The 26,767-nt window shown below is 60.3% G+C and carries 15 protein-coding genes, 2 tRNA genes and 2 rRNA genes; 15 read left to right on the top strand and 4 right to left on the bottom strand.

Annotated features, from left to right (window positions below):
• Positions 1 to 108: 108 nt before the first annotated feature.
• The 3 genes from P5W99_RS34490 to P5W99_RS34480 are packed head-to-tail and all read left to right on the top strand — an operon-like array spanning position 109 to position 3,502.
• Positions 109 to 1,404 (top strand): MFS transporter, encoded by a 1,296-nt coding sequence (locus P5W99_RS34490; protein WP_421028276.1) that lies wholly within the window; start codon positions 109 to 111, stop codon positions 1,402 to 1,404.
• A 48-nt stretch (positions 1,405 to 1,452) separates the two neighbouring features.
• Entirely contained in the window at positions 1,453 to 2,130 is a 678-nt protein-coding gene (locus tag P5W99_RS34485; protein ID WP_421028275.1) for a response regulator, read from the top strand.
• A complete protein-coding gene (locus P5W99_RS34480) occupies positions 2,111 to 3,502 on the top strand; it encodes a sensor histidine kinase (RefSeq protein ID WP_421028274.1) in 1,392 nt (463 codons plus the stop codon). Before P5W99_RS34485 ends, P5W99_RS34480 begins: the two co-directional genes overlap by 20 nt.
• 38 nt (positions 3,503 to 3,540) lie before the next feature.
• Here the strand turns inward: P5W99_RS34480 and P5W99_RS34475 are convergent, their stop codons facing one another.
• On the bottom strand, positions 3,541 to 4,650 hold the full coding sequence (locus tag P5W99_RS34475; RefSeq protein WP_421028273.1) for an HPP family protein: 1,110 nt from the start codon (positions 4,648 to 4,650) through the stop codon (positions 3,541 to 3,543).
• A 357-nt stretch (positions 4,651 to 5,007) separates the two neighbouring features.
• Between P5W99_RS34475 and P5W99_RS34470 the strand changes: the two genes are divergently transcribed.
• On the top strand, positions 5,008 to 6,699 hold the full coding sequence (locus P5W99_RS34470; RefSeq protein ID WP_434665791.1) for a purple acid phosphatase family protein: 1,692 nt from the start codon (positions 5,008 to 5,010) through the stop codon (positions 6,697 to 6,699).
• Positions 6,700 to 6,732: 33 nt separating this feature from the next.
• On the opposite strand, the gene P5W99_RS34465 is transcribed toward P5W99_RS34470, so the two are convergent.
• On the bottom strand, positions 6,733 to 7,692 hold the full coding sequence (locus tag P5W99_RS34465) for a sulfonate ABC transporter substrate-binding protein (protein WP_421028271.1): 960 nt from the start codon (positions 7,690 to 7,692) through the stop codon (positions 6,733 to 6,735).
• Positions 7,693 to 7,892: 200 nt separating this feature from the next.
• Here P5W99_RS34465 and P5W99_RS34460 point away from each other — a divergent pair, with 200 nt between their 5' ends.
• The 7 genes from P5W99_RS34460 to P5W99_RS34430 all read left to right on the top strand — a co-directional run bounded on the left by P5W99_RS34460 (position 7,893) and on the right by P5W99_RS34430 (position 19,098).
• Entirely contained in the window at positions 7,893 to 8,318 is a 426-nt protein-coding gene (locus P5W99_RS34460) for a Rap1a/Tai family immunity protein (protein WP_434665788.1), read from the top strand.
• Positions 8,319 to 10,968: 2,650 nt separating this feature from the next.
• The gene (locus P5W99_RS34455) at positions 10,969 to 12,345 is read left to right on the top strand and encodes a replication initiation protein (RefSeq protein WP_421028766.1); all 1,377 of its coding nucleotides are present in this window, start codon (positions 10,969 to 10,971) and stop codon (positions 12,343 to 12,345) included.
• 1,284 nt (positions 12,346 to 13,629) lie between these two features.
• Positions 13,630 to 14,316, top strand: a complete 687-nt coding sequence (parA, locus tag P5W99_RS34450) for a ParA family partition ATPase (protein ID WP_421028269.1) — start codon at positions 13,630 to 13,632, stop codon at positions 14,314 to 14,316.
• Positions 14,306 to 15,334 carry a ParB/RepB/Spo0J family partition protein gene (locus P5W99_RS34445; RefSeq protein WP_421028268.1) on the top strand — a complete coding sequence of 343 codons (1,029 nt, stop codon included), beginning with the start codon at positions 14,306 to 14,308 and terminating at the stop codon, positions 15,332 to 15,334. The genes parA and P5W99_RS34445 overlap by 11 nt, the downstream gene beginning before the upstream one ends.
• A 530-nt stretch (positions 15,335 to 15,864) precedes the next feature.
• Positions 15,865 to 17,466 (top strand): threonine ammonia-lyase, biosynthetic, encoded by a 1,602-nt coding sequence (ilvA, locus tag P5W99_RS34440; protein ID WP_421028267.1) that lies wholly within the window; start codon positions 15,865 to 15,867, stop codon positions 17,464 to 17,466.
• Positions 17,467 to 17,897: 431 nt separating this feature from the next.
• Positions 17,898 to 18,353, top strand: coding sequence for an ABC transporter permease subunit (locus P5W99_RS34435; protein ID WP_421028266.1), 456 nt, complete (start codon positions 17,898 to 17,900; stop codon positions 18,351 to 18,353).
• 391 nt (positions 18,354 to 18,744) lie between these two features.
• Complete coding sequence (locus P5W99_RS34430; RefSeq protein ID WP_421028265.1) at positions 18,745 to 19,098, top strand: DOPA 4,5-dioxygenase family protein; 354 nt, start codon at positions 18,745 to 18,747, stop codon at positions 19,096 to 19,098.
• A 109-nt stretch (positions 19,099 to 19,207) separates the two neighbouring features.
• On the opposite strand, the gene P5W99_RS34425 is transcribed toward P5W99_RS34430, so the two are convergent.
• Positions 19,208 to 20,569: an MFS transporter gene (locus P5W99_RS34425; RefSeq protein ID WP_421028264.1), complete on the bottom strand. Its 1,362-nt coding sequence runs from the start codon at positions 20,567 to 20,569 to the stop codon at positions 19,208 to 19,210.
• Positions 20,570 to 20,776: 207 nt separating this feature from the next.
• A complete protein-coding gene (locus tag P5W99_RS34420; protein WP_421028263.1) occupies positions 20,777 to 21,205 on the bottom strand; it encodes a hypothetical protein in 429 nt (142 codons plus the stop codon).
• Between the two features lie 531 nt (positions 21,206 to 21,736).
• On the opposite strand from P5W99_RS34420, the gene P5W99_RS34415 reads away from it, so the two are divergent.
• The 4 genes from P5W99_RS34415 to P5W99_RS34400 all read left to right on the top strand — a co-directional run bounded on the left by P5W99_RS34415 (position 21,737) and on the right by P5W99_RS34400 (position 26,708).
• A 16S ribosomal RNA gene (locus P5W99_RS34415) occupies positions 21,737 to 23,269 on the top strand.
• A 65-nt stretch (positions 23,270 to 23,334) separates the two neighbouring features.
• A tRNA-Ile gene (locus P5W99_RS34410) sits at positions 23,335 to 23,411 on the top strand.
• Positions 23,412 to 23,460: 49 nt separating this feature from the next.
• Positions 23,461 to 23,536: transfer RNA gene (locus P5W99_RS34405), tRNA-Ala, on the top strand.
• A gap of 292 nt (positions 23,537 to 23,828) precedes the next feature.
• Positions 23,829 to 26,708, top strand: a 23S ribosomal RNA gene (locus P5W99_RS34400).
• The 16S and 23S rRNA genes sit together here with 2 tRNA genes alongside, the layout of an rRNA operon.
• Positions 26,709 to 26,767 lie beyond the last annotated feature (59 nt).

Genomic DNA, 26,767 nt, shown 5'->3' with positions numbered 1-26,767 from the left:
CTTTAATTTCAACCGCGTTTTCCACCCCGAATCAAGCCACACGGCGAGCAGCACGACGGCCCGCACGGCCGCCGGGGTGCGCTCGTCCAACATGCAAGGATGTCCAACATGTCTTCAGCCATTAACGCCGCGCCGGGAGAGTCGAAAGCCCGCACCGTGTTTCGCGCGGTCAGCGGCAACTTTCTGGAAATGTACGACTTCATGGTGTACGGCTATTACGCCGCCGCCATCGCCAGCACGTTCTTTCCGGCCGGCAACGAATTCGCCTCGCTGATGCTCGCGCTCTCCGTGTTCGGCGCGGGCTTCCTGATGCGCCCGCTCGGCGCCATCGTGCTCGGCGCGTACATGGACCGCCATGGCCGCCGCAAAGGCCTGATTCTCTCGCTCGGGCTGATGGCCGTGGGCACCATGTGCGTGGCCTTCGTGCCCGGCTACGCCACCATCGGCCTGGCCGCTCCGCTCATCATCCTGATCGGGCGTCTGCTGCAAGGCTTCTCGGCAGGCGCCGAGCTGGGCGGCGTGTCCGTCTACCTCGCGGAAATCTCCACCAAGGGCAACCGCGGCTTCTTCTGCTCGTGGCAGTCGGGCAGCCAGCAAGTGGCCGTGGTGTTCGCCGCGGCGTTCGGCGTGGCGCTGAACGCCATGCTGCCTGCGCCCGAAATGAAGGAGTGGGGCTGGCGCGTGCCGTTCGTGGTCGGCTGCATGATCGTGCCGTTCCTGTTCTATATCCGCCGCACGCTGCGCGAATCCGATGAGTTCACCGCACGCCGCCATCATCCGAGCCTCGGCGAGATCACACGCGCCATCGCCAGCAACTGGGGCATCGTGCTCGCGGGCATGGGCCTCGTGATCATGACGACGACCTCGTTCTATCTGATCACCGCCTACACGCCCACCTTCGGCAAGGTCGAGCTGCACCTCTCGTCGTATGACGCTCTGCTCGTGACCGTATGCGTGGGCGTCTCGAACTTCATCTGGCTGCCCATCTCCGGCGCCGTGTCGGACCGCATCGGCCGCGCGCCCGTGTTGATCGCCTGCACCGTGCTCGCCGTGCTCAGCGCGTATCCGGTCATGCGCTGGCTCGTAGCCGCGCCCTCCTTCTCGACGCTGCTGATCGTGGAGCTGTGGCTTTCGACGCTCTATGCGTGGTACAACGGTGCCATGGTCGTCGCGCTGACCGAGCTGATGCCGGTGCATGTGCGCACCACGGGTTTCTCGATGGCCTATAGCCTTGCAACGCTCGTGGGCGGCTTCACGCCGGCGATCGCCACGTGGCTCATTCATGTCACCGGCGACAAGGCCGCGCCGGGCGCATGGCTGAGCATCGCCGCTGTGTGCGGCCTGGTGGCGACCCTGTACCTGTATCGCACGCGCATCGCTCGCGAACAGTACAAGACCGCCTGATACCGATACCGCATCGTGCAGGGCCGGCCGACTGGACTGGAAAACGGCATGAAACTGCTGCTCGTCGAAGACAACGAACAACTCGCGCATTGGCTCATCCGCACCTTGACCGATGACGGTTTCATGCTCGACCACGTAGGCGACGGCGAGGCGGCCGAAGACGCGCTGCGCGCCTCGCCCTACGACGTGGTGCTGCTCGATCTCAATCTGCCGCGCATGTCGGGCAAGGCGCTGCTGCGCCGCATGCGCTCACGCGGCGACGCCACGCCCGTGCTGATTCTCACGGCCACGGGCGCCATCGACGAAAAGGTCGTGTGCCTCGGCGCCGGCGCCGACGACTACATCGTCAAGCCCTTCGACGCACGCGAGCTCGTGGCGCGCGTGAAAGTGCTCGCGCGCCGCCAGGCGCCCTCGCGCACGAACCGCGTGCGCTGCGGCAACCTGCTCTACGACATGGACACGCTGCGCTTTTACGTGGATGAGGAATCGCTCACGCTCACGCCGCGCGAGCACACCGTGCTGGAAACGCTGATCCTGCGCGCGAAAAAAACCGTGTCCAAGGCCGCCCTCGCGGAATCCGTGAGCGACGCCGACGCCCCCACCAGCGAAGACGCCATCGAGATCTATGTCTCTCGGCTGCGCAAGAAACTCGAAAAGAGCACGGCGACCATCATCACGCTGCGAGGGCTGGGCTACCTGCTCCAAGATGCCGAAGCCGAAGAATAAGGCGAAAAACAAAGCGACCAACAGCCTGCGTGTGCGCCTGCTGCTCTGGCTCGTGCTGCCGATGACGGTGTTCATCGCGGCGGCCGGACTGATCACGCGAGGCAACGCATGGCACACGGCAAATCTGCTTCAGGACGATGCGCTGCTCTCGGCGGCTCGCGTGATGGCCGGCGACATCGGTTGGCAAGGCAACGACCTGGTCGCATCGATATCGCCGAGCGCCATCGAAATCCTGCGCACGCCGCACCGCGACCAGGTGTTCTTCCGCGTGCAGGAAATCGGCGGGGCCATCATTGCAGGCACTTCCGATTTTCCGCAACACGTTCCCGAAACCTCCCCGCGGTGGTACGACGCCCAGGTAGGCGGCGCACCCATTCGCGCGGTTTCGCTGATCCGCGAAATGTACGACGCGGGCGCGACGCGCCGCGTGATCGTTTCGGTGGGCCGCACGCTGCACGAGCGCGACGCGATGGTCGCCGCGCTCTGGCGGCCGCAGATCTTCTATTTCGCGGCCATCGTCACGGTGGCCGTCGTGCTCGTGTGCGTCGCGCTCACGCTCGAGCTGCGCCCGCTCACGCGGCTCGCGCGCGGGCTGCCGCAACGGGTGCGCACGTCTTCGGTGCGCATCGACGTCGAGCCGCTGAGGAGCGAGTTGCGCCCCATCGTGAGCGCGTTCAATGAATGCCTCGACATCATCGAGCGGCAGACCGCGATGCAACGGCGCTTTGTCGCCGATGCCGCGCACCAGTTGCGCACGCCGCTCACGCTACTCGGCACGCAGTTGCAATACGCGCGCCGGCAGCAGGATCCCGCGCTGCTTCACGAAACGCTCAAGGCGATGCATCAGAGCAACCGCTCGCTCGTGGGGCTTACCAATCAGTTGCTGACGCTCGCGCAAGCCGAGGCGGCCGACTATACGCAATTCGAAGGTGTGAGCGTGGACATGCGCGCCGTCACGACCGGCGTGATCGAGCAGCTCGCGCTGCTCGCGCAGCGCAGGCGCGTGGAGCTCGTAGCGACGCTCGCGCAGCACGCCGAGGTCATGGGCAACGAACAGTTGCTCTCGGTGCTGGTGTTCAATCTCGTCGATAACGCCATTCGCTACTCGCCCGAAGGCGGTGCGGTCATGGTGACGCTCGCGGTGGCGGCAGGGTTCGTCACCTTGAGCGTCGCGGATGAAGGCGACGGAATTGCGCAAGAGTTGCGCGACAAGGTTTTCGAGCCTTTCTTCCGGGCCTCCACGAAACCCGGCAGCGGCCTCGGGCTTGCGATCGTGCGCGAGATCGCGCGTGCGCATCGGGCCGAGGTGAGGCTGGAGAACGGCGCGGATGGATACGGGACCATGGCGGTCGTGCAGTTCGCGCCGGGCTGATGCGCGTGCGCGAGTCACGTCGCCGCGCGCCGGCGTGCTCAGCTCGCGTCGGCGGCTGGTCGCTCCGCATACGCATAGGCCGCGCCCGCGTGCTGATGCAGCCAGCGGATCATGTCGGAGTGCCGCACCACGCCGAGCAGGCGCCGTGCATCGTCGAAAACCGGTACCTCGTAGCACGAGTGATCCGCGAAGATCGATGCGAGATGGGCCAGCGGAGTGGCACGGTGCACCGCTTGAACCCCCGATGCCATGACGGCTTCGACCGTCTCCTCCACCTGCAGGGTCGTGCGTCGCAGCGCGCGCCATAGTCTGCGCGCGAATCCCGCTGGACTCCCGTTCGCCAGATCGTGGTGCGTGACCGTGCCCACGAGCCGATGCGCGTCGTCCACCACCGGCAACGCATGAACGCCGTGGCGGCGCAACGTCTCCAGTGCAGCATGCCGGCCCATCGTGAGCGGCACGGCGTGGTCCGCGCTCGTCATGAATTCCTCGCAGGTGAGTTCGTCGAACGACAGGCGCTGCAGGTCGGCAAACGCGCCGGCTTCCTGCGCGACAGGTGCCGGCGTCCCCAAGGGGCTCGCCGGGGCATTGGCCGGAGCCGACGCACGCCAGACGGCGCGCGGATAGCGGTGCCCTGTGAGCGCGTGATAGACCAGTGCGGCGCTCAGCAAGGCAAACGACTGAAACAAAATGGGCGTGACCACGAAGCGAAAGCCAAGCGCATGCACGGCCGGGCCGCCGAGCACGGCCGTCAGCGCAACGGCGCCTGAGGGTGGATGCACGCAGCGGCACAGGAACATCGCGCTGATGGCAAGCGCAACGGCCACGGCGGCAGAAAGAACCGGGGTCGCGATCCACTGTGCGCAGGCCACGCCGACCAGCGCCGAAACGAGGTTGCCCCCAACGATGGACCATGGCTGCGCAAGCGGGCTTTCGGAAGCGCCGAACAGCAGCACCGCCGAAGCTCCCATGGGCGCGACCAGCATCGGAATATCGCCTGCGCTGCCGAACAGCAGATGCGTCGCGATCCCCGTGAATGCGATGCCGAGTAATGCGCCCCCGGCGCGGCGCACCCGTTCGCGCCACTCGGGCGCGCCCGGATGCGGAATGAAGTTCATCAGCCAGTCGTTGAATGCGATGCGAGGCATGGGCGTCGGCGCGTCTGGGGTGGGCTCCGCGCCGCGCGAGCCTTGCTGCAAGGCCGCGCGGCGCCTCAGGCGATTTGCGTGCGTTGAGGTTACCGAGACGCTCCGAATAACAACAATTGCGAATTCTTCGCTTATATATAATTCATTCTGTATGCATGTTTATGGGCGCCCGGTGAGCGCTTGTGCAAGGCATTTTTTAGCCCCTGCTTTTTTTCGCATTCCTGATTTTTAGTGCCGACAGCCGAATTGCGGCAGCGTCACTCCTGCGGCCAGAAGCGCTCAAGCCGTGTCATCGCGAGGTCACGTAACGAAGCCATCGTTTCGTTTACGCCCACCCTGCAACACTTGTGACGAGCCATGACGAAGAAGCATATCCCCGAAGCATCCTACACCGAAGCTGCCGCCAACGTCTCGCGGCGCGGCTTCCTCAAGCTCGCCGGCGCATCCGGTTTCGCGAGCGCCGCCGGCGCCGCGGCCACGCTCGCCGGCGTTGCAAAAGCCAATGCGGCCACGCCCGACGGCACGCCCGAGCAGATCCATCTCACCTGGGGCGCGGACCCGGCGAGCGAAGTCGTGGTCTCGTGGGCTTCGCTCGCGGCAGCCACGCGTCCGCGCGTGACGTACGCCACGGACCGCGGCAGCCGCGAAGTCGTGAACGCGGTCCAGCGCACCTACACGGACGGCCTCACGGGCGTCGTCGTGTTCGCCTATCATGCGCGCCTCTCCGGCCTGCACGCCGGCACCACCTATCGCTACGAAGTCACCGCCGACAACGACAGCCACGCCGGCAGCCCATTTGCCGCAAGCTTCACCACCGCGCCGCGCGGACGTCAACCGTTTCGCTTCACGAGCTACGGCGACCTCGCCACGCCCAACACGGGCTGGGTGCTGTCGTCTCCGCAAAGCCGCTTCGCAGTGGAGGCCGTCGAGCGCTTTCAGCCGCTCTTTCACCTGCTCAACGGCGACCTCTGCTACGCAAACCTGAACCCCGCGCACCAGACCGAGGTGTGGCGCGACTTCGCGAACAACAACCAGAGCTCGTCGTCGAACCGTCCGTGGATGCCGTGCCCCGGCAACCATGAAGTCGAGTTCCACAACGGTCCGCAAGGGCTCGAGTCGTATCTCACGCGCTACACGCTGCCCGAGAACGGCACGCGCTTTCCGGGTCGCTGGTACAGCTTCCGCGTGAGCAACGTGCTGTTCGTGTCGCTCGATGCCGACGACGTGGTGTATCAGGATGCCGCCGCGTTCGTGGCCGGCCCCGCGCCGCTCGTGCCCGCGGCAAGCACGGGCAATCCGCCCATCGCGGCGGGCTCGTCGTTTTATGTGCGCGGCTACAGCAACGGCGAGCAGACGCGCTGGCTCGAAAGGACGCTGCGCCATGCCTCGCACGACGACGAAATCGACTGGATCGTCGTGCAGATGCATCAGGACGCGCTCAGCTCATCGAAGACGGGCAACGGCTCGGACAAGGGCATCCGCGAGGCCTGGCTGCCGCTCTTCGACCGCTATGGCGTGGACCTCGTGGTGTGCGGCCACGACCACGACTACGAGCGCAGCTATCCTGTGCGCGGCTGCAACCATCATGCAGGCGTGGATGCCGCGACGGGCACACCTGTCGACACGCTGCAGCCAAAGCCAGCCGCGAACGCGCAAGCGGGCGCCAACACGTTCGACACGAGCCACGGCACGATCCACCTGATACTCGGCGGCGGCGGCACGAGCGTACCGCTCGACGTCTACGGCGTAGATGTGGGCAACGGCAATCCGCATGCGAAGGTGTTCACGAAGCCAAACCGGCCCGTGCCGGGCGCAACGCCGGGGACCTGGGTACGCGCGGGAGCTGATGCGCTCGAAGACGCCATCTGGTCCGCACAGCGCGATACGGGTACCGGTTATGGGATCGCCGTGTTCGACGTGGACCCTGGCGAGCACGGCGGCAAGACCACGATCACGATGAACTACTATCACGCGCCGGGCGCCGATCAGACGCCCACGCCGAACTACGAGCTCTTCGAGACGGTCACGCTGGCCAAGTCGCGCAAATGAGCGCCGTGGTCCAGCGTTGAATGGCAGCGGTGCTCAGGCGAGCCCCGGCACCGCCGCTTGCAACACATCCACGCGTTTGGGCACGAGGCCGAGATCGAGGAAAGTGTCGGCGATCTTCTGCTGCTCGCCGAGAATGGTCTTCGTGATCTGCACCGTGCCGAACGCCGTGCGATCGACCGCCCGCGCCACCACGGGCGCGGGCAACCCCCAGAGCTTCGCCAGTTCGTCCGCGTACGCCGCGCGATTGCTCTTGCCCCATTCGTCCGTTTTGGCGACCTCGTCGATCAGCACACGGATCACGTCCGGGTTATCGCGCGCATAGTTGCGCGAGGAAAAGTAAAACCCGCGATTGACCACTACGTCGCTTGCATCGGCGAGCACGCGTGCGCCGAAGCTCGCCTGCGCCGACGCAAAGAACGGGTCCCAGATGACCCAGGCGTCGATGGCGCCATGCTCGAAAGCCGCGCGCGCATCGGGCGGCGCGAGGAAGACGGGATTCACGTCGCGATAATCGAGCCCGTACTTGCGCAGCAGTTGCACGAGGAAGTAGTGAACGTTGCTGCCCCGGTTGAACGCGACCCGCTTGCCTTTAAGATCGGCAACCTCGCGCAGCGGCGAGTCGTGCGGCACCAGCACTGCCTCCGATTGCGGCCGCGGCAGCGTTGCCGCCACATAGGCAAGCGGTGCGCCCGCGGCCTGCGCGAAGATGGGCGGCGCCTCGCCCACGTCACCGAAATCGATCGAGCCGACGTTGAGCGCCTCCAGTTGCACTGGGCCCGCGTTGAACTCCGTCCACGTCACCTTGACGCCCAGCGGCGCGAGACGCTGCTCCAGCGTGCCTCGGCCCTTCAGGAGGCTTAGCGCGCCCTTCTGGTTGCCGATGCGCAGGGTGCGCGCGGCGTTTGCCCCAAAGGCCCGGGGAGCGCTCAGGGCGGGCAGCGCGGCAGCAGCCGCACCTAGCGAAAGTTTGAGAAATGCGCGGCGTGTGCTCATGGGCTTCGTATTGACAGTCGTAAGGAAAAGTTCGACCGATTCTACGAAGCGCCCAGGCAAATCCGAACGATGGAGTTTTCCGATTCAAATCAGCTACAGGACTAAGGGCGCGGGGGACATTGCCCGTTTGATGCAAAACAATTTACGAGACCCGCCCAGCGGCTAAGCTTGCGGCCAGCATCTACGATTCCGCGCGGAGTATGCATCCGGCACCCGAGTTCTCTCCGACGAACCGTTCCACCCACCCGCAAATGAAAAAACCTCTCCTTGCCGGGCTGGCACTCGTTGCCGCGCTCTGTGCTGGCAACGCCACTGCGCAAACCACGCAAACACCTCCCGCCAAGCCAGCGCCTTCGATTGATCAAGCCGATGTCTTTCTGAATGTTTGCCAAAGGCCAGAAAATGTCGACGCCTGTGTCATGTATCTTTCGGGCTACACGCACGGTGCGCTGGTTCAGACCCTGATCGACAAGCAGCCGCAGCGCTATTGCGTCCCGCCCAACATCGGTCGCAGGGAGCAGCTTGTCGCCGTCCTGGCCTGGATGAAGGGACACCTTCAGTACATTCTCGAACCCACGGGCGCGGTCATCTACAAGGCGCTGATGGGCACATTCCCCTGTCGCTAGCCGCCTTCGTGCCCAGGGCACGGTTAAAAGTCTGATGGATATCGACTTTAATCTCCACAACCCGTTAATTTAGGCTAACTAACTATCATCCCGGTGCCTGGCTGTGCTCCGCCGTACGCACTAACCGCGCCGATGCCACGAGGGTCGGGCAGAACAACATGAAAACGATCATTCAGCGGGGCTCCTAGGGTAGCGACCAATGGTGGACTGGCTGCATCCACGAAGTGGGTGCTGGTTGAACAGGACGGCCAGGTCGCGTAACGGGATTGCGCTCGCTGCGCACGCAGAAGCCTTGCTACGCCTGGCATCCAGGCTATAACGGCGTTCCCTGGAACGGCACGCCACGTGCGGCGCCCGATCTGCTTATCTGCGACAGGTACACGCCCGCTTCCGCATCTGCGACCTGAAATCCCACAAACGGTTACCTTTGTGTTGCGAGCACGGCAAATCCTCTGCTCCGTTCAGTCACGACACCGGGAAGCGCCACCGCGAGGAACATGCGGCTTGCTTCGTCAACCCCTTTATATACATGACTACCAATAAATTTTTGACGATGGCACCAGCTTTATCGGGCCTGCGCACAGGCAGGCGCCCCATGACTCCCCGCAGTGATGCATCTCATTGGCTGCACAAGGTTCACACGATGGGCCGGCATGCCCCTCGGAACCGCCAACCGGCAGACCACTCGCGGAAATCGCTGCGCGACCATGTGACTGGTTGCGTAGCGACTCTCGTCGGTGCACCGGATCTGTTTTATACCCAACGGCGGTCAGAAGTCGACGCTCCCGCACGGATACAGAAAGCCGTCGTTAAGCCACGCCTTCAGTAACTCGCGCCATGCATATCGCATACATCAGCAGGAGAAGGAACATGTTGCAACCCGATTCCGCCAGTTGTCCGCGCGCACTCCTCCCGGCGTGCATTGACAGGGCTCGTGGCCTCAGACGGCGAGCATTGTGGTATGCCTGCGCACCCGGCATCTCGTGCGCGAGGGTGCCCGGCCAATTACCCAGCACGACGGGCTGAGCCATCACGCCCCCTGGTACCAGCCGGGTGAAGCGGCGTGGGGTTCTAATCCCGATACGCGCTATCGCGGAGGTTCACTCCCGGTTGTCAGTTTGTCGATTCGGTAGCGCGTGACGGATTCGGAATCGCCGTCCGCAGGTTTGGATTGAACGATGATTACGGGTACAGGCCAAGGTTACCTGCAAAACATGTTGCAGTGCACCTTAGGGCGCCGACCGGGCATCTATCGAAAACCCAGTCGAGGTTCTCCCATATTTGGTGACCTAAGGTAGGTAACACGATATGGGAGGCGAGGTCCTTGGGCAGCGCTTTCAGGGCCCGACAACCCGTTGAGCAATGCGAACCGGGGGAACAGACAGATTCTGGTTTCAGAACACCAAGTGTCTTGTGAGGAGACGAGCTGCTCAGAGACTAATCGATCCCATAGACAGTTACCTTCACCGATGTATTTCCCCATAATACGACACCATAAGAGGAATCATGATTACAAATCAAGGTTTTATGGTACATATTTAATGTAAATTCTTATGTAGCGATTTATAGGTCCCAAGTTTTGGGAGCTACAGAAGTGTCATTCCGCTCGAAGGTCACCGGGTTTGGGAGGATATGCGTTGGTGACCGCTCACATTTCCGTAGGGTCCCGGTTTTGGGAGACGTCTTTCTCATCGGGCGCTCGTTTCAGTGTTTACCTTTTACGCTTTAGAACCTTTAGTAAACCTTTAGGCAGCTCAAAGCCTTATCTGGTAAGGGTTTGCGGACGAATTGGTTGCAACTTATGGGGCGCTGGGCACTGTCTATGGGATCCCGGGGTTGTGGATATGGGGATTCGGTAGCCTTGGATGGGGATTGGGGTCTGTGGATATGGGGAAAAGGTTGCCCCGTATGGGAAAAATTGCCGGAAGGGCCTGAGGTTCCCACTTATGGGAGCGCACGAAGGTACCCGTCTATGGGCCCCGGCCACATGGATCCGACTTGTCTCGTCGCCCGCAGGTTGCCGTGAAGGTATCCAATTATGGGGAAAGCAGAAGGTAACCAGTTCTGGGAACCTAAGGCAGGTGCCCAGAACCTGAACATCGAAGGTCCCTCCCGCCGGGGCTTGCCGTACAACCCAAGGGGCCAACAAGAGGTAGCGGTTTGTGGGAGGAGTCAAAGGTAGCCAATTATGGTAGCGCGCTCTTGGATGCCGATTCAGGAAGGCTTGGGTCCGGACTGCTTTGGGTCCTCATTTATGGGATAACCAATAGGTCGCCTCCAGTGGGAGATTTTTCTCATAGGACTTGCCACCACGCCATGATGGGCCGCGTGCCGCGATTTCCCATAAGCTGGTACCTGTGAATAACTATTTCCGAAGTGAACACTTACCAGGGGACCACAAGGTAGCTGGCTATGGGAGCAAATTTGGAGCGGCACGCTCGAATAGTTACCGGATTTGGGATCACTTTGGGCTGGCAGCAATGCCCTTCCAAGCTTGTCCGGTGGCCTGGCACGGCCACCAACGCGGCACCTGTCAACCCTTCCCACACGCGGTGTCGCTCTCCCGCACAGGCGAGCTCATGGCCTTGAGTCACCTGGTCGGTTGGTATACAGTTACCAACCGACCAGGTTCCCTTTTAACGTGGATCATATGGCAAGAAAAAAGGCCGATGCCGGCGACGCCGACAAGCAAGGTGCACTCGTATTCCAGCAAGGCCAGCCGCCTGATCTCTTCCGCAAGGCGGTTCCTGCGATTCACATCGCACCGAAATCCGGGTCGATCAGCCTTCAGCAGCGCAAGATGTTCAGCTCGTTGATCAAAAACGCGATCCGCCAGGACTCTCTCGAATCCGGACGCTCTTCGTTCGAAATCACGATTTCCGCCCTCTCGCAAGATGTCGATCTGAACAGCAACAATACGGAATACGTCAAGGAGACGATCAATTCGCTGATCAGCACGGTCGTTAACTGGGACTATCTCACGCAGGACAAACGCAGCATCTGGAAGGCTTCGGGTTTGCTTGCGGGCGCGGAACTCGAGCGCTCGGTGCTGCGTTATACCTTTTCCGAGCAGATTCGCGGCGAGCTTTTGAATCCCGAAATTTACGCGATGATCGACATGCGGATCACGCGGCAATTCAGGAAAGCGCATTCGCTTGCCCTCTGGGAAAACGTCGTGCGCTACGAAGCCGTCGGGATGACGGCGCGTTTTCCGCTTGCGACACTGCGCGATCTCATTCTTGGCCAGGATACGTCGGCACAGTCGTACAAGCTCTACAAGCAGTTCAAGAGTCGCGTACTGGTGCCTTGCATCAAGGAAGTCAACGAGATCTCGGACCACAACTTCGAACTCATCGAACACAAGGTAGGCCGCTCGGTCGTCGCCCTGCAATTTCGTGTGACCCGCAAGCCGGAGACGGATCCGTCTCAAGAGCTCCGGGCGAATGAGACCATGCTCGTTGGCGAGATGTCGAAATTCAATGTTCCGGTCTCGGAGGCGCGACGTCTTTTTAAGCAATACGGCGAGGAAAAGGTTCGCACAGCCGTGGCCTACACGGCCGCGCGCGTGGCCCAGAAAAATGCGGCACCGCTCGCCAATGTGGCGGCGTATTTCCGCAAGGCACTGATGCAGGGGTATCAATTGCCGGGGGCTAATGCTGCAAGCGGTGCGGGTGCCGATTCGCCCAAGGCGCGCGAGAGCCAGGATCAGGTGAAGGATCGTTATATTGCGGCGAAGATTGCCGAGGCGCGGGCCTACTTCAACGAACTCGAGCACGACGATCAGACCGCGCTCATCAAGCGCTATAACGAAACGGTCGGCATGGACAAGCTCAAGGTTTCGATGACCAAGGTGCCGAGCAAGATGGCCTCGACGAACTTCTTCCGTTGGGTGGTTCTCGATACGTGGGGCCAACCGACCGCTGCAGATTTGCTCGAATTTCTGTTGAGTGGGCAACAGGCGCCGGGGGGTGCTGATCTTCACGCCATGGGCGATATCGACCTCACGTTGAAGGCCGGATCCGAGTAACTGCTGTTGTCGAGGGATTTAGAGGAATTTTTTAATTATAAAAAATAAGAAAATTTCACGTAGCCATTTCTATACGTGCAGCGGTGCCAAAAAACCGCCGTTTGGTGTCTGAGATACCTTTGTTCTCTCTGCCGCCTGCTGACTCCAGGTAGCCCCGGCCCCTCCTTTTTGTCGCTGCCTGATCTCCACGTGGAGATCAGGCAGTCCCAGATGTAAATCGGCCAGCGGGTTGCCAGATTTACAAATTCTAGAGATTTCGCTTTCAGCACGCGTTGATTTGCATGCTTGTCGCACGCTGCTCGAGCGCGTTGCTCTTTGAGACGAACGAACAGGTCGCGATGGAGATCGTCGGCGTAGCTTTCTTAGCCCCTGAGAGCAAAGCTCGTAAAAGCAACTCTTCTAGCAAAGTGACATGACTGCTTGCCTCTAAGCAATTCATCAGCACCGCCCCGCCTCGCCTGACATCGGTATTTTGCCTTTTGACCTCTCACGAAGCTCCACGTGGAGAGAAGGGCCATGCCGCAGTAATAGCCCGTTGTGGCAGCGAATTTCAGAGGTGCTGCAAAGCAATCCAGTCTCCACGTGGAGCGTGGTGTCGAGGTGCAGCTAAATAAATGTGGCTCTTTTGAAATTTGAGTGGGTGGCACGGCTTGCGCGGTAGCGGAAGGCTCGACTCTTCGGCGTGGATTTCCCCACCCCTAACCCCGCCCCAAGGCGGGGAAGTCCTTGCCGCCGGACGGGCTCGGGAGCCAGGCGCCGCAAGGCTTTGCCTGGCCCGAGCCGTCAAGCGTGCGGCTGGATTTGACCGCATCAAGGGTGCGCTCCGCCGGGCTTCCGCCCGCACTTGACCCGGCCAAATCCACCCACTCGAAATTCAAAAGAGGCATAAATGTTTCCCTGACTGGGCCTCCTCTGAAGTCCTGCCGGTCTTGGATTTTGATTGACATCTCGTCGACGAACACGCTTAGGCTCGAAGCCCATCTTAGCGATTCCGCAGAGGGAAGCCTCGTCGACGAAACCTCCCCACATGCTGCTTAGAGTCTCCACGTGGAGATCGCCCATCGGCACGACAGTCATCTGATCGAATATCGAACCCGAAAAAATCTCACTTCGTCGAATCTCTTGTCAGAATGGTCAGTTTGGTTGTGATCTGGCAACGATTCTAGCGCTGAAGCTAGAATTTACTTTAACTTGCCGCTAGACTGCCAAGTGACTCGCTGGAGACTCTCCACGTGGAGAATGGCGTTAGGCGATGCCAGCGTTGAACATTGCATGGAGAACTGAATGGGACTGGTCATTGCGGTAGCGAACCAAAAGGGTGGAGTGGGAAAAACCACAACCAGCATGAATCTGGCGGGGGCTTTTCGATCCGAGGGCTACAAGGTCTATGTCGCCGATGCCGATGGTCAGCAATCGTGCATGAGTTGGTGCGCGGCTTCCGGTCCGGAAACGCCGCTCCCATTTCGTGTTGGTAGCATCAATAAGCTCGATAAGATGATCGGCCCGGAGATCGCCGCGCTTGCGAACGACTATGACGTCGTCATTGTCGACTGTCCGCCGAACATCAACGACCTAACCACCGCTCGAGTCCTTGCTGTTGCCGATGCGACCATCATCCCGACCGACGCATCTCCGATCGACATATGGAGTAGTGAAGGGATGATGGAGTTGGTCGAGCGTACGCGAGTGGCTAATCCTGCTGGAAAATTCGCAATTTTGCTGAATAAGGCCAATTCGAAGACTCTCCTGCACACACAGATGAGCGCGATTCTTGCCGAGAGCAATGTTCACGTGCTCGCGGCTACCATCAAGCAACGTGAACTGTATCGACAGACGGCGGCGCTTGGGCGAACGGTCTTCGACGTAAAAGGTGTGCGCGGCACGAAGGTCGCCAAAGACGAAATTTCCGCGGTTTACAACGAAATCATTGCGCTCGTTCAGGAAGAAGAGGAGGTCGTCGATGGCAACTAAGCTTAACTTCACCAGCAAGGTTCGCGCGGGCATGGCCGTTGAACGCGCATCCGCAGGCGAGCGGCTTGCCGACGGCGACATCGTGGGTATCGCACAGCGCGACGCGGCGCCTGCCGCGCGGATTGAGGTCGCACCGGTGGAGCCGTCTGCTGCTACGGCGGTTCATGCGGTTACGAGAATTCCACTCGAAGATGTCGTCTCTAATCCGTACAATCCACGCGCCTTTTACAGCGCAGAGACAATCGACGAGCTTGCGGAGAGTTTTGCCGCGCAGGGCCAGATCACGCCGATTCTTGTCACGCGCCTGCCCGAGTTTCCCGGCAAATATGTGATTGTCGACGGCGAACGCCGTATCCGCGCGGCGCGCTCGCGCGGCGACAAGCATATCGATGCCGATGTTCGCGATGGCCTCGATAACCAGAACCTCTATCTGCGTGCCTATCACGCCAACAAGGAGAGAGAGGAGCAGACGGTTTTTGACGACGCGCTTGCCTGGAAGAAGTTGCTGGATGATGGTGTCTACGTCGACCAAGTTGAACTGGGTGTAGCGGTTGGTGAAGACCCGAAACACATCAGCAAGGTGATTTCGCTCACGTCTTTGCCTCCGTATCTCTTGCAGCGTATGGCCCAGCATCGCAAGGATATCGGCCTTGGACATGCCTACAACATCAAGTTGATCTTCGACCGCGCTGGTGTGAGCGTCGCCGAGCACTGGCTCGGGCAGGTCATCGAAGGCAAGGCGAGCGTGCGCAAACTCGAAGCTGCGGCGTCCGCGGAGGCCGGTGCTCGGCGTATCGGGCCGCGCCGCACGCATTATCAGTCCCGCGTGCAGTTCAATCGCCCGGATGGCGTGGCGCTTGGGGAACTGAAGCTTTTCGGCGATGGCCGTGCCGAGTTGAGCCTGAAAGGCATTGCTACGGTAGATCAGCAGCGTCTGGCCGAACGGATGAAGGCGGTGATTGATGAATGGGCTGCCGAGATAGATGCGGTTGAGATGGATACGGCCGAGGCAGACTGAAACCGAACGCATGAACGTCCGAGAGGGCAGGGCCGGAAGGGCGCCTGCCCTCTGCTTTTTTGGACTCAGAACACTGCCTGTAGCGTAAAAACGTGGCTGGGGTCGAAACCGTGAAACACGGCCCGATAATCGTCGCGCTAGCATTTCCCTTTTTTAATCAATCAGATGTGTGTGAGTTCCTAGAATGTTTCACGGCTGGACGTGTTTAATTGAAGGCCAAAAGACTGCAGCTGCGTTCGCGGCATGCTAATGACCGTTTTAAAGCTCAAAAGGTATTATTTGAAATGTAATTTGTAGTTATCAAGACATTTCGTCAAGGCGAATGCTGGATTGACAATTGATGCGGCCTCCCTCATGCTTGTGCGAATGAATTCCCGCCACTGCCCGATTACGCTGATTATTCGCACCATTCATCGAATGGTGGGTTAGCGTACGTCTGGCATAAGCGACAACAACCCGCCCCACGAGGCGGGTTTTTTGTTTCCGCCTCCTGGCAACAAGAGATATCAAGAGACAGCACAGGAGTCGTCATGCAGGTCGAATCGAGTCAAACCGTAGTGGAAGCCGACGCAACCGAGGCCGCTACGGTCAACAGCAAAGCCAGCAACGCGCGGCAAACGGATTACCTTCGCATGATCCTCACCGCCCGCGTCTACGACGTGGCCCGCGAGACCGAACTGGAGCGGGCGCCGAACCTCTCGGCGCGCCTGCGCAACACCGTCCTGCTCAAGCGCGAGGACAACCAGCCCGTGTTCTCCTTCAAGCTGCGCGGCGCCTACAACAAGATGGCGCACCTCACGCCCGCGCAGCTCGAGCGCGGCGTGATCACCGCCTCGGCCGGCAATCACGCCCAGGGCGTGGCGCTTTCAGCTGCCCGGCTCGGCGTGAAGGCCGTGATCTGCGTGCCGGTCACCACGCCCCAGGTCAAGGTCGACGCGGTGCGCGCCCACGGCGGCCCCACCGTCGAGGTCGTGCAGGCCGGCGAATCCTATAGCGACGCCTACGCGCACGCCGTGCGCCTGCAGGAGCAGCGCGGACTGACTTTCGTGCATCCGTTCGACGATCCGCATGTGATCGCAGGCCAGGGCACCGTGGCGATGGAAGTGCTCAGCAAGCATCAGGCCCCGATTCACGCGATCTTTGTGCCGATCGGCGGCGGCGGGCTTGCGGCGGGCATGGCGGCCTACGTGAAGGCGGTGCGCCCCGAGATCCGCGTGATCGGCGTGCAGACGGACGATTCGTGCGCGATGGCGCAATCGATGAAGGCCGGCAAGCGCGTGGAGTTGAGCGAAGTGGGCCTGTTCTCGGACGGCACGGCGGTCAAGCTCGTGGGCGAGGAAACCTTCCGGCTGTGCCGGCAGTATCTGGACGAGGTGCTCACGGTGGACACCGACGCGCTGTGCGCGGCCATCAAGGACGTCTTCCAGGACACGCGCAGCGTGCTGGAGCCGGCGGGCGCGCTGGCCGTGGCGGGCGCCAAGCAGTACGCGGAGCGCGAGGGCATCACGGGCCAGACGCTGGTGGCGGTGACCTCGGGTGCGAACATGAACTTCGACCGCATGCGCTTCGTGGCCGAGCGCGCGGAGGTGGGCGAGGCGCGCGAGGCGGTGTTCGCGGTGACGATCCCCGAGGAACGCGGCAGCTTCAAACGCTTCTGCGAACTCGTGGGCACGCGCAGCGTGACCGAGTTCAACTACCGCATCGACGACGCCGAGCGCGCGCACATTTTCGTGGGCGTGCAGATCCGCAACCGGGGCGAGTCGCAGCAGATCGCGCAGGCCTTCGTCGATCACGGTTTCCCGTGCGTCGACCTTACCGGCGACGAGCTCTCCAAGCAGCACATCCGCTACATGGTGGGCGGGCGCTCGCCGCTCGCGCACGACGAGCGGCTGTTCCGCTTCGAGTTTCCGGAGCGTCCGGGCGCGCTGATGCGCTTTCTCTCATCGATGGCGCCGAACTGGAACATCAGTCTGTTCCACTACCGCAACCAGGGCGCGGATTACAGTTCGATTCTGGTGGGCATCCAGGTGCCGGCGGCCGAGGACGCGGAGTTCCGCCGCTTTCTCGCCACGCTCGGCTATCCGCATTGGGAGGAGACGCAGAATCCGGCTTACCGGTTGTTTCTGCAATGATGCGCCTGCAATCACCTCCGCGATTCGCACAGAGATGTGCACTGAATCCGGTGCGATAAGACTGCTGGAAAACACGAGGCCTGGCAGGGGGGCGCCAGGATACTGAGCCACTGCTACCTTGACGGCGGCCATCGATCTCTCGATGGGATTCGTCATTGGGCTCGCCGCCGTGTGCGTTGCGCAGTTCACGATTCCGGGCGGCGGCTCGCCGTGGGTGCCGCTGCTGTCGATTCCGCTCACGATCTTCATTTGCCTGATTCCGGGCCTCGTCAATGGCGTGCTGATTGCACGCCTTGGCGCGCCCGCGTTCATCGGCACGCTCGGCATGTACGGTGAGGCGCGGCGCGGGCTTTCTGGCGGCGGGCCGCGGCATGACCGTGCCCGTCGACAACACGGGGCTCGCATGGCTCGGCGAGGGCTGGAGACCCGTGGTGCTCACCGCCGTGCTGCTGATGTTCATGCACTTCGTGCTGTCGCAAACGAAATTTTGGCAGTACACCTGTGCAATCGGCGGCAATCCGCAATTAGCCGTGCATGCAGGCATCAATGTCCGTCGTCATCTGTTTGCGATCTATCTGATCGCGGCCGCACTCGCCGCAGTCGGCGGCATCGTTTATACCGCGCGTTTCGCGGCCGGCGTCGCCTACGCGGGCGAGCCGATGCTGCTCGATTCGATCGCGGCGGTCGTGATCGGCGGCCGGAGCCTGTTTGGCGGCACCGGCACCGTGATTGGCACGTTGATCGGCGCGCTCATCATCGCGGTCATCGAATTCGGCCTCGTCTTTATCGATGTCAACGCTTTTTGGCAGTTCATCGTAGTGGGGTTCGTGATCATCGTGTCGGTGCTGATCGATCGGTACAAGGAACGGCTGGGGGGGGCGCAATGAGCAATACGGGCGTGCCGCCGGCGCTCGAACATCATGGACGAACCCCACGGCTGCGCTCGGCGCGCCGGAGCAGCGCAAGATGATGGCGCTGATTGGCATGCTCAAGATGCAGAGGATGGCGATCGTGCATATTTCCCACAACTCGCATGATATTTTTGCGGTATCCGACCGCATTGTCGTCTTGCGCAGGGGGAGGTGGCCGGCGAGCGCGAGAGACCCGGCATACGAACGGCGATGAAATCGTGCGGCTGATGGCGGGGCGACACTTACGCGAACGGCGCGCACGGACGCAAGCGGGCACACGCGATGCGGCAGGCGCATCGGGTGGCGGATTTCGCGGCACAATGCCGATTCGAACCTCGCCGATTTCCCGCACTTCAGACATACCGCCATGAATCATCCCGATCCCGCCGATATTTCCGGTTGGCACGCCCATATTTATTTCGATGCCAGCACGCGCGACGTCGCTTGGGCATTGCGTGAAACCATCGCTGCGCAACTAGGCGACGCCGTGGGGATCGGGCGTTTTCACGAACGCCCGGTCGGGCCGCATCCGATGTGGTCATATCAGCTCGCGATCCCGGGCGAACGATTTGCCACGGTGTTTGCGTGGCTCGTGCTCAATCACGGCGCGCTCGACGTATTCGTGCATCCCAATACCGGCGATGCGTTGCGCGATCATCGCGACGCCGCTATATGGATTGGCCAATCTCACACCCTCAATCTCGCCGCGCTTGGCGGCTGAGCGGCACGTCAATGTTGCGCTTCGCGCGCCGGTTGTGCGTGCTGGTTGTGCGGCCCGTCGCCTGAAATACGCACAACGCGCCGTCACGCGGCAGCGCTCAGTGCTTCGCTCAGTGTCCGAACGACTCCTTCTCCGTGCGCGCCACCGCTTGCACGACGTGCGGCCGCGCGGCCTGCTTCACGAGCAATGCCACGCAGGCCACGAGACCGGCCACGGCAATCGTCGCGAAGATTCCCGCGAACGAAAAGTGCCGGCGCGTGAGTTCTGCCACGAGAAATGACCCGGCGATTCCGCCGAAGCGGCCGATTCCCAGCATCCACGCAACGCCGGTGCCGCGGCCTCGAGTCGGGTAAAAAGCCGCTGCGAGCGCGGGCATCGACGACTGTGCGGTATTCATGAGCACCCCCGCCGCGAACACGGCCAGCACGAGTGCGCCCACATTGCCCACGGCCTGGCCGATGAGCCATATGGAAAGCGCGGTCAGCGCATAGCACACGGCAATGATGCGGTTGGCGTTGAAGCGGTCCATCAGAACGCCGCACAGCACGGCGCCGATGCCGCCGAGCGGGAAGAGCGCCGAGATCAGGGTCGCGCGAGCGGGCGGCAGGCCGGCGTCCTTGAGCAGCAGCGGCATCCAGTTGATCGACGCGTAGAAGATCACGAGGCCCATGAAATAGGCGATCCACAGCATCACCGAACCGATCGCATAGCGCGGCGAGAGCACCACACCAAGTCCGTTGCCGTCGGCGTGCGGCGTGATCTCGGTCATGGTGAACGACTGCGCGGTTTGCGCGTCTGCGGAAATGCGCGCGAGCGCAGCGCGGATACGCTCGGCGGGCCGCTGGTTCGCCACCATGTAGCGCACCGATTCGGGCAGGCGCAGCGCAAGCGGAACGGCGAGCACGAGCGGCGTGAGACCGCCGACCAAGAGTACGCTTCGCCAGCCCAGGTGCGGGATCATCCACGCGGCGAGAAAGCCGCCGAGTGCGGCGCCCAGCGGAAAACCGCAGAACATCAGATTGATGATCGTTGCGCGGCGGGCGTCGGGGCAGTATTCGCCCATCATCGTGACGGCGTTCGGCATGGCGGCGCCCAGACCCACGCCGGTGATGAAGCGCAGCCAGGTGAGTTGCTCGATGCCCGAGGCGAACGCGGAGGCAAGGCAGGTCGCACCGAACACCAGTACAGCACCTAGCAGCATGGTGCGGCGGCCCAGCCGATCGGAAAGCGGCCCTGAGACGAGCGCGCCGCAGGCGAGGCCGAAGAGCGCGGCGCTCAGAACCGGCGCGAGCGCGGGCTTGGTGAGTCCCCACTCGCCTAGCAGCGACGGCGCGATGAAACCGATGGCCGCCGTGTCGAAGCCGTCGAGCAGGACGATGGCGAAGCACATCAGAAAGATGAACCACTGAAACGGCGAGAACGGATGCTCGTTGATGAACGTCTGGACGTCGACGGCTGAACTGCGGCTCATGAGGTGTCTCCTGTGTCGATCGGAGTCGGTGCTTTGGCGCTTACTCCGATTCCGTGCAAAGCTGCTGTTGCGCTGCGCGGGTGGGCGGCGCGTCCAGAATGGCTTGCGATTTTTGTGCTGTGAATTCTGCACACGAATCGTACGTCCGTGCGGCTTGGACGGATATCGGGGACATTATTGAGGGCGCGGCAGTGCGCAGTGGAGCGTCTATTGTTGTGAGACGGTCAGCTTAACGCGGTTCGCGCCGGCGGTTTGCGCGGTGATCTCGGTGCGGCTGCCGCGCTCGCCCAGGTAGAAGTGTTGGCGGCCGGGGGAGTTTTCATCGTGGGTGGCGTTGGGCAAACAAGAGGCGATATCGGCGCCTACGCCCTCCAGGGTGTCCGTGATCGATCCGGCCTGGACGTCTCGCGTGCTCCACGTACATTGATAGGTGCCTCGACTCGTTGCGCAACGAGCGTCGTCTCCGTATGGCTGTGCAACGGCTCGACCATCTTCGGGGCTTAGGGAGGAGAAGCGCTGCGGCGCCGCCGCGACAATGCGCTTGAGCGCGGCACAGGGGTTTGCACTGTCGTCTGCACGAACCATAGGCGGGGCAATGAGCGATAGCGCAATAGCCAGGGGAATCACTTGTCTCATGGTCGAATCGCTGCGATTACCGCAGTGCCTCATAGGAGGATCGATGGACGTGCGCCGCAAGCGACGTGCCGGAAAGCCTTTCCCGCTTGCGCAAGCGAGGGTAGACGCGCTAAGATTCGCCCCCTTCGCCCCCTTCGCCCGCTGAAGTCCGGCAGCGAAGCCTGCCGCGAGAAACGGCGGGGGCGTGAAGTCATCAGTTTTTAAACGGCGACGTTAAAAAAGATGTTGACGAAACGCGGAAGAGTCTGCATAATCTCGTTTCTCTGCTGCTGACGCAGCAACGCAGAAAGCGCCGGGTAGTTCGAAGTGGTTCCGGTGTCTTGTGCGACGCGATCTTTAAAAATTTACAGCCGATAAGTGTGGGCGCTTGATGGGTTTCGTGACCTGGTGATTCTTTCGGGGATGACCGGGAGTAGCGAAAGTATCAAGAGTCTCACACAAAAGTAAGTCAGGTTTTTGAATTTATTCAGAACCTGTCAGCTTTGAGTGAGCGACCTGTCTCGAGAGGGACAGAAAACAGTAACAGGTATTGAACTGAAGAGTTTGATCCTGGCTCAGATTGAACGCTGGCGGCATGCCTTACACATGCAAGTCGAACGGCAGCACGGGTGCTTGCACCTGGTGGCGAGTGGCGAACGGGTGAGTAATACATCGGAACATGTCCAGTAGTGGGGGATAGCCCGGCGAAAGCCGGATTAATACCGCATACGATCTTAGGATGAAAGCGGGGGATCGCAAGACCTCGCGCTATTGGGGTGGCCGATGGCGGATTAGCTAGTTGGTGGGGTAAAGGCTCACCAAGGCGACGATCCGTAGCTGGTCTGAGAGGACGACCAGCCACACTGGGACTGAGACACGGCCCAGACTCCTACGGGAGGCAGCAGTGGGGAATTTTGGACAATGGGCGCAAGCCTGATCCAGCAATGCCGCGTGTGTGAAGAAGGCCTTCGGGTTGTAAAGCACTTTTGTCCGGAAAGAAAACCTCTGGGTTAATACCCCGGGGGGATGACGGTACCGGAAGAATAAGCACCGGCTAACTACGTGCCAGCAGCCGCGGTAATACGTAGGGTGCAAGCGTTAATCGGAATTACTGGGCGTAAAGCGTGCGCAGGCGGTGATGCAAGACCGATGTGAAATCCCCGGGCTTAACCTGGGAACTGCATTGGTGACTGCATCGCTAGAGTATGGCAGAGGGGGGTAGAATTCCACGTGTAGCAGTGAAATGCGTAGAGATGTGGAGGAATACCGATGGCGAAGGCAGCCCCCTGGGCCAATACTGACGCTCATGCACGAAAGCGTGGGGAGCAAACAGGATTAGATACCCTGGTAGTCCACGCCCTAAACGATGTCAACTGGTTGTCGGGCCTTCATTGGCTTGGTAACGTAGCTAACGCGTGAAGTTGACCGCCTGGGGAGTACGGTCGCAAGATTAAAACTCAAAGGAATTGACGGGGACCCGCACAAGCGGTGGATGATGTGGATTAATTCGATGCAACGCGAAAAACCTTACCTACCCTTGACATGGACGGAATCCTGGTGAGAGCCGGGAGTGCCCGAAAGGGAGCCGTCACACAGGTGCTGCATGGCTGTCGTCAGCTCGTGTCGTGAGATGTTGGGTTAAGTCCCGCAACGAGCGCAACCCTTGTCCCCAGTTGCTACGCAAGAGCACTCCGGGGAGACTGCCGGTGACAAACCGGAGGAAGGTGGGGATGACGTCAAGTCCTCATGGCCCTTATGGGTAGGGCTTCACACGTCATACAATGGTCGGAACAGAGGGTTGCCAAGCCGCGAGGTGGAGCCAATCCCAGAAAACCGATCGTAGTCCGGATCGCAGTCTGCAACTCGACTGCGTGAAGCTGGAATCGCTAGTAATCGCGGATCAGCATGCCGCGGTGAATACGTTCCCGGGTCTTGTACACACCGCCCGTCACACCATGGGAGTGGGTTTTGCCAGAAGTGGCTAGTCTAACCGCAAGGAGGACGGTCACCACGGCAGGATTCATGACTGGGGTGAAGTCGTAACAAGGTAGCCGTATCGGAAGGTGCGGCTGGATCACCTCCTTTCCAGAGCTCATTGCGAAGTTCATTGAAGCGCTCACACTTGTCGGCTGTAGAAAAGACAGACTCAGGGGTCTGTAGCTCAGTCGGTTAGAGCACCGTCTTGATAAGGCGGGGGTCGATGGTTCGAATCCATCCAGACCCACCAATTTGTCTGCGCGGTGGCTGACTGGTAACCCCCTTGAGTATGCATGACTGGGGGATTAGCTCAGCTGGGAGAGCACCTGCTTTGCAAGCAGGGGGTCGTCGGTTCGATCCCGTCATCCTCCACCAATCCCTAATGCACAGCATCCTGCAGGAGCAGTTAAATGCAGGGAGTTTTGCATTGGCGATTGAGCCAGTCAGAGCGGTATGTGAAAACGTATCGGCTGTCGTTCTTTAACAATCAGGAAGAAGTAGTAAAGAGATTTATCTGAAACACACTTAGAGATGGGTGTGGAGTAGGTGAATCAGGGTTGTGATTGTATCGATGTATTTTTAAGTTCCTCGAAAGAGGGCTTTGGAATACGGCACAACGCGAAAACTCAGCCTGTAGCGAGTGAGTCGAGAGACGCACCCGTTATAGGGTCAAGCGAACAAGTGCATGTGGTGGATGCCTTGGCGATCACAGGCGATGAAGGACGCGGTAGCCTGCGAAAAGCTCCGGGGAGCTGGCAAACAAGCTTTGATCCGGAGATGTCCGAATGGGGAAACCCACTCCGAATGGAGTATCCGTGACTGAATACATAGGTCACGTGAAGCGAACGCGGCGAACTGAAACATCTAAGTAGCCGCAGGAAAAGAAATCAACCGAGATTCCCAGAGTAGTGGCGAGCGAAATGGGATCAGCCTGCATTCTTTATCTGTACCGTTAGTCGAACGCTCTGGAAAGTGCGGCCATAGCAGGTGATAGCCCTGTAGACGAAAACGGAATGGAAGAACTAGGGATGCGACAAGTAGGGCGGGACACGTGAAATCCTGTCTGAAGATGGGGGGACCATCCTCCAAGGCTAAATACTCGTGATCGACCGATAGTGAACCAGTACCGTGAGGGAAAGGCGAAAAGAACCCCGGGAGGGGAGTGAAACAGATCCTGAAACCGCATGCATACAAACAGTCGGAGCCTCGCAAGGGGTGACGGCGTACCTTTTGTATAATGGGTCAGCGACTTACATTCAGTGGCAAGCTTAACCGAATAGGGCAGGCGTAGCGAAAGCGAGTCCGAACAGGGCGATTAGTCGCTGGGTGTAGACCCGAAACCAGGTGATCTATCCATGGCCAGGTTGAAGGCACGGTAACACGTGCTGGAGGACCGAACCCACTAACGTTGAAAAGTTAGGGGATGAGCTGTGGATAGGGGTGAAAGGCTAAACAAACCTGGAAATAGCTGGTTCTCTCCGAAAACTATTTAGGTAGTGCCTCGTGTATCACCTTCGGGGGTAGAGCACTGTCATGGTTGATGGGTCCATTGCGGATTACGTCGCCATAGCAAACTCCGAATACCGAAGAGTGCAATCACGGGAGACAGACATCGGGTGCTAACGTCCGGTGTCAAGAGGGAAACAACCCAGACCGCCAGCTAAGGTCCCCAAATATGGCTAAGTGGGAAACGAAGTGGGAAGGCTAAAACAGTCAGGAGGTTGGCTTAGAAGCAGCCACCCTTTAAAGAAAGCGTAATAGCTCACTGATCGAGTCGTCCTGCGCGGAAGATGTAACGGGGCTAAGCCATATACCGAAGCTGCGGATGCACATTTATGTGCATGGTAGGAGAGCGTTCTGTAAGCCTGCGAAGGTGCACTGGAAAGTGTGCTGGAGGTATCAGAAGTGCGAATGCTGACATGAGTAGCGATAAAGGGGGTGAAAGGCCCCCTCGCCGTAAGCCCAAGGTTTCCTACGCAACGTTCATCGGCGTAGGGTGAGTCGGCCCCTAAGGCGAGGCAGAAATGCGTAGCTGATGGGAAGCAGGTCAATATTCCTGCACTAGTGTTGAATGCGATGGGGGGACGGATCGCGGAAGGTTGTCCGGGTGTTGGAAGTCCCGGTCGCTGCATTGGAGAAGGCGCTTTGGCAAATCCGGGCGCGTAATTCAAGGGTGTGGCGCGAGCTTCTTCGGAAGCGAAGCAACTGGAAGGGGTTCCAGGAAAAGCCTCTAAGCTTCAGTTCAACATTAACCGTACCGCAAACCGACACAGGTGGGCGAGATGAGTATTCTAAGGCGCTTGAGAGAACTCGGGAGAAGGAACTCGGCAAATTGGTACCGTAACTTCGGGATAAGGTACGCCCTGGTAGCTTGAGGAGCCTGCGCTCCGAGGGTGAAGGGGTTGCAATAAACTGGTGGCTGCGACTGTTTAATAAAAACACAGCACTCTGCAAACACGAAAGTGGACGTATAGGGTGTGACGCCTGCCCGGTGCCGGAAGATTAAATGATGGGGTGCAAGCTCTTGATTGAAGTCCCGGTAAACGGCGGCCGTAACTATAACGGTCCTAAGGTAGCGAAATTCCTTGTCGGGTAAGTTCCGACCTGCACGAATGGCGTAACGATGGCCACACTGTCTCCTCCCGAGACTCAGCGAAGTTGAAGTGTTTGTGATGATGCAATCTCCCCGCGGCTAGACGGAAAGACCCCATGAACCTTTACTGTAGCTTTGCATTGGACTTTGAACCGGTTTGTGTAGGATAGGTGGGAGGCTGTGAAGTGTGGACGCCAGTCTGCATGGAGCCGTCCTTGAAATACCACCCTGATCTGTTTGAGGTTCTAACCTTGGCCCGTGATCCGGGTCGGGGACAGTGCATGGTAGGCAGTTTGACTGGGGCGGTCTCCTCCCAAAGTGTAACGGAGGAGTACGAAGGTACGCTAGGTACGGTCGGAAATCGTGCTGATAGTGCAATGGCATAAGCGTGCTTGACTGCGAGACTGACAAGTCGAGCAGGTGCGAAAGCAGGTCATAGTGATCCGGTGGTTCTGTATGGAAGGGCCATCGCTCAACGGATAAAAGGTACTCTGGGGATAACAGGCTGATACCGCCCAAGAGTTCATATCGACGGCGGTGTTTGGCACCTCGATGTCGGCTCATCTCATCCTGGGGCTGTAGCCGGTCCCAAGGGTATGGCTGTTCGCCATTTAAAGAGGTACGTGAGCTGGGTTTAAAACGTCGTGAGACAGTTTGGTCCCTATCTGCCGTGGGCGCTGGAAGTTTGAGGGGGCCTGCTCCTAGTACGAGAGGACCGGAGTGGACGAACCTCTGGTGTACCGGTTGTCACGCCAGTGGCATTGCCGGGTAGCTATGTTCGGAAGAGATAACCGCTGAAAGCATCTAAGCGGGAAACTCGCCTCAAGATGAGACTTCCCCGGGGACTTGATCCCCTTGAAGGGTCGTTCGAGACCAGGACGTTGATAGGTCAGGTGTGGAAGCGCAGTAATGCGTTAAGCTAACTGATACTAATTGCCCGTAAGGCTTGATCCTATAACAGGTGTGTCTTCCTCCCGGTGTGGAGTGAAGGACGCGCAGGTTGAGAGATCGGT

The sequence above is a fragment of the Paraburkholderia sp. A3BS-1L genome (assembly GCF_051125215.1).
Taxonomy (GTDB): Bacteria; Pseudomonadota; Gammaproteobacteria; order Burkholderiales; family Burkholderiaceae; genus Paraburkholderia.
Note: the sequence above shows the minus strand (reverse complement) of the source record. Positions and strands in the feature narration are given on the sequence as shown.